The 3,143-nt window shown below is 52.3% G+C and carries 3 protein-coding genes; 2 read left to right on the top strand and 1 reads right to left on the bottom strand.

Translation table 11 applies throughout. The annotated features are described in order from the left end of the window. On the top strand, window positions 1–1,054 hold a 1,054-nt coding region (locus H6F43_RS14295; protein WP_190343406.1), incomplete at its 5' end, for a serpin family protein. A 136-nt stretch (window positions 1,055–1,190) separates the two neighbouring features. Here the strand turns inward: H6F43_RS14295 and H6F43_RS14290 are convergent. Continuing rightward, complete coding sequence (locus tag H6F43_RS14290) at window positions 1,191–1,904, bottom strand: hypothetical protein (protein WP_190343405.1); 714 nt, start codon at window positions 1,902–1,904, stop codon at window positions 1,191–1,193. 406 nt (window positions 1,905–2,310) lie between these two features. On the opposite strand from H6F43_RS14290, the gene H6F43_RS14285 reads away from it, so the two are divergent. Beyond that, on the top strand, window positions 2,311–3,143 hold an 833-nt coding region (locus H6F43_RS14285; protein WP_347272417.1), incomplete at its 3' end, for a Mur ligase family protein.

Raw genomic sequence — 3,143 nt, 5'->3', positions numbered from 1 at the left:
GCAGAATCAAGATCAGACGGTGTTTGTGTCGCCATCGAGTGTCGCGATCGCGCTTGCCATGACCTACAACGGAGCTAGCGGCAATACGCAGCAGGCAATGGCGAAAGCGCTGGAGCTTCAGGGCATGAGCTTAGCAGAAGTGAATCAAGCAAATGCCGCGCTGCGATCGGCGTTAGAGAATCCTGGTAAAAACGTGCAATTGTCGATCGCAAACTCTCTTTGGGCACGTCAGGGCGTTGAATTTAAGCCAGACTTTCTTCAGAACAATCAGCAGTTTTACAGTGCTGAAATTACGGATTTGGACTTTGGCAGTCCCCAAGCAGCAACTCAGATCAATGATTGGGTGCGGCAAAAAACGCAGGGCAAAATTCGTCAGATCGTAGACCAACTCAAGCCGGATGATGTGCTGTTCCTGGTCAATGCCATTTACTTCAAAGGTGACTGGACAAACGAGTTCGACAAACGTGAGACGACGAACAAACCCTTCTACCGAACCAACGGCACCTCCAAAACGCTGCCGCTGATGTCTCGCACTGGCGACTACCGCTACTACGAAACCGAGCAGTTCCAAGCAGTCAGTCTGCCCTATGGCGATCGACGGATGAGCCTGTACGTTTTCTTGCCCAAGTCCAAGTCCACGCTGGCTAAATTCACCAAAGCCCTAACGCCGGAAAACTGGCAGACTTGGATGCAGCAGTTCCGCATGCGATCGGGCACCGTGCAAATTCCCCGCTTCACGCTGGAGTACGATGTCGAGCTAAAAAATACGCTATCGGCTTTAGGGATGGACATTGCGTTTGATCCGCGCCGCGCCAGCTTTGACAGGCTGAGCACAACCCCGATGAAGATCGATCAGGTGAAGCACAAAACGTTCATTGAAGTGAATGAAAAAGGGACCGAAGCAGCAGCGGTTACCTCAGTTGGCATCGTTACTACATCCGTACGTGTCGATACGCCGTTCAAAATGACGGTGGACCGTCCCTTTTTCTGTGCTATCCGCGATAATCGCACGGGAACCCTGCTGTTTTTGGGGACGATCGTGGAACCCAAGTAGAGGCTGAAGCCTTTACAGCCATTGTTGCTTCAGTAATGACTCACACACAAACAGGCTGTTGCCGACACTCTTGTTTTTGCCAGGTGTGCTAGGGCACTGAACTAGAGTACTGAAATCGACTTTAGCGTTTTTCCATTCAGCTACTTTCTAGCAGTAGCTTAGTTAGAAGCCGCACGGCACCAACGATACACAGAGCAGAACCGAGTCCGACCACGAGATTTGAAGCAGTATCAGACTGGGTGATGGCTAGCTGTAACGCAGACACTGAAAACTCTGTGTCATCACCTAGTAACGCTGCCTGTCTAGGTTGAGCGTTTGCGCCTAGAGGACGATCGCTGACTGAGTTAGTCAAGGAAGACGGGTGCTGCGCGGCAGTGCGATTCTCTAACGATGGAGCTAGCGTTAAGTTCTGCGTCGGCGACGCGGCTGGCAGCAACGATTGACTAAGGGCTGACTTGGAGGTTTGCATCAGCGTCGATCGACTGCGGGCAAGCGTTGCGGTGTTGTAGGACCACAGCAATGCTTGCCGCAGGGCATCCGGCTCACCAAGGTCACTTTCTGGCGCTGCTTCGTTAGGGCTATTTTCTGGCTCATGGTGGGTATTCCACCGATCGAGCTGTGTCACAGGCAAGTTCTCCGTAGTAGAAGCCACGATCGTCGAGTCTACGGAAGAACTGCTTAAGCCGGTTAGAACCAACGTCATTGCCTGTCCGCGCTCCTGATGCAAGCCAATCACAGCTAAGACCAGCAGATGGGTAATCCAAGCGCGCCTGAACGATCGCCCAGTCCCACACGGACTGCTTGAATGAGTGCGATTGGGCACCGGAGTCAAGCTGAGATTGGATACCATTGCTACTGAATTCTCCTTTGATACGGCGAGTGGCTATCGACTGAATGTCAACATTTGTTGAACGCTTTGCGGACGCAGCAAGCAATTGAACCGTTCGCGCATTTTGCGAGCGGAAGAGGTTGCGCTTACCATCCTTGGGCTAAATAGAGTTACTGAGCCAGGGAAGGACAAGTTTATAAAGATGCGTCAAAACACTGAGTGTTTTTCGGTTGTAGAAATCATAGGATATCCGTGGTATTACGGTCAAATTTTTCTTTATTGCGCTAAATTTATACAAGAAATTTAGAAGTTCCCAACATAGTCGGAATGGTGTCTCACTTTTGCTAGCGTTACTGCCTGCTCTTATCCACGATCGCTGTGAGCCGTATGGCAATGTAGACTGGACTTCAGGCATGAGCAAAACCCTGTGGATATTGACGCAACGCTGCAAACATTTGAGCACTTTGGGGTAAAGCTGGGTTTGGAGTCCATCCAGCAGCTTTTAGCCGCATTGGGCAACCCCGAGCACCAAGTGCCGATTGTGCATGTTGCTGGAAGCAACGGCAAGGGTTCGGTGTGCGCCTATGTGTCAGCAGTTCTGACTCACGCAGGCTACCGCGTTGGGCGCTACACGTCGCCACATTTAGTGGACTGGTGCGAGCGGATCTGCATTAATGAACAGCCGATTACACCAGCGGACTTGGCACGATCGCTGCAACAGGTGATGGACGTAATCGATGCCAACTGTCCGCCGACCCAGTTTGAAGTGATCACGGCAGCCGCATGGCTCTACTTTGCTCAGGAGCAGGTGGACATCGCCGTGATCGAAGTGGGATTGGGTGGGCGGTTGGACGCAACCAACGTTTGTGATTACCCGCTGGTTAGCGTCATCACGTCTCTCAGTCGGGAACATTGGCAGCGATTGGGTCCAACGCTAGCGGATATTGCTAGAGAAAAAGCGGGAATTCTCAAACCGCACTGTCCTGCTGTCATTGGACAACTGCCTCCGGAGGCTGCGGCAGTTGTGCATCGTCGCCTTACTGAGTTGAGCTGTTCGACCACCTATCCTCTGCCTGCACGGGATTTAGGCAACGGCTGGGCAGAATATCGCGGCATTGAAGAGGAAACGGTGATTCTGGAATCTGAGGACGCTTCGGAGCCGCCTGAACACGGTGTGGTTCAGATCGAGAAGATCATTCGGTACCGTCTGCCGCTGCAAGGCGCGATCCAGCTACACAATTCGGCGCTGGCGATCGCAAC

The sequence above is a fragment of the Leptolyngbya sp. FACHB-36 genome (assembly GCF_014695955.1).
Lineage (GTDB): Bacteria > Cyanobacteriota > Cyanobacteriia > Leptolyngbyales > Leptolyngbyaceae > FACHB-36.
Note: the sequence above shows the minus strand (reverse complement) of the source record. Positions and strands in the feature narration are given on the sequence as shown.

Excerpts from the sequence above, each read along its gene's own strand:
- H6F43_RS14290 (WP_190343405.1), bottom strand. The coding sequence starts at position 1,904 with ATGGTATCCAATCTCAGCTTGACTCCGGTGCCCAATCGCACTCATTCA.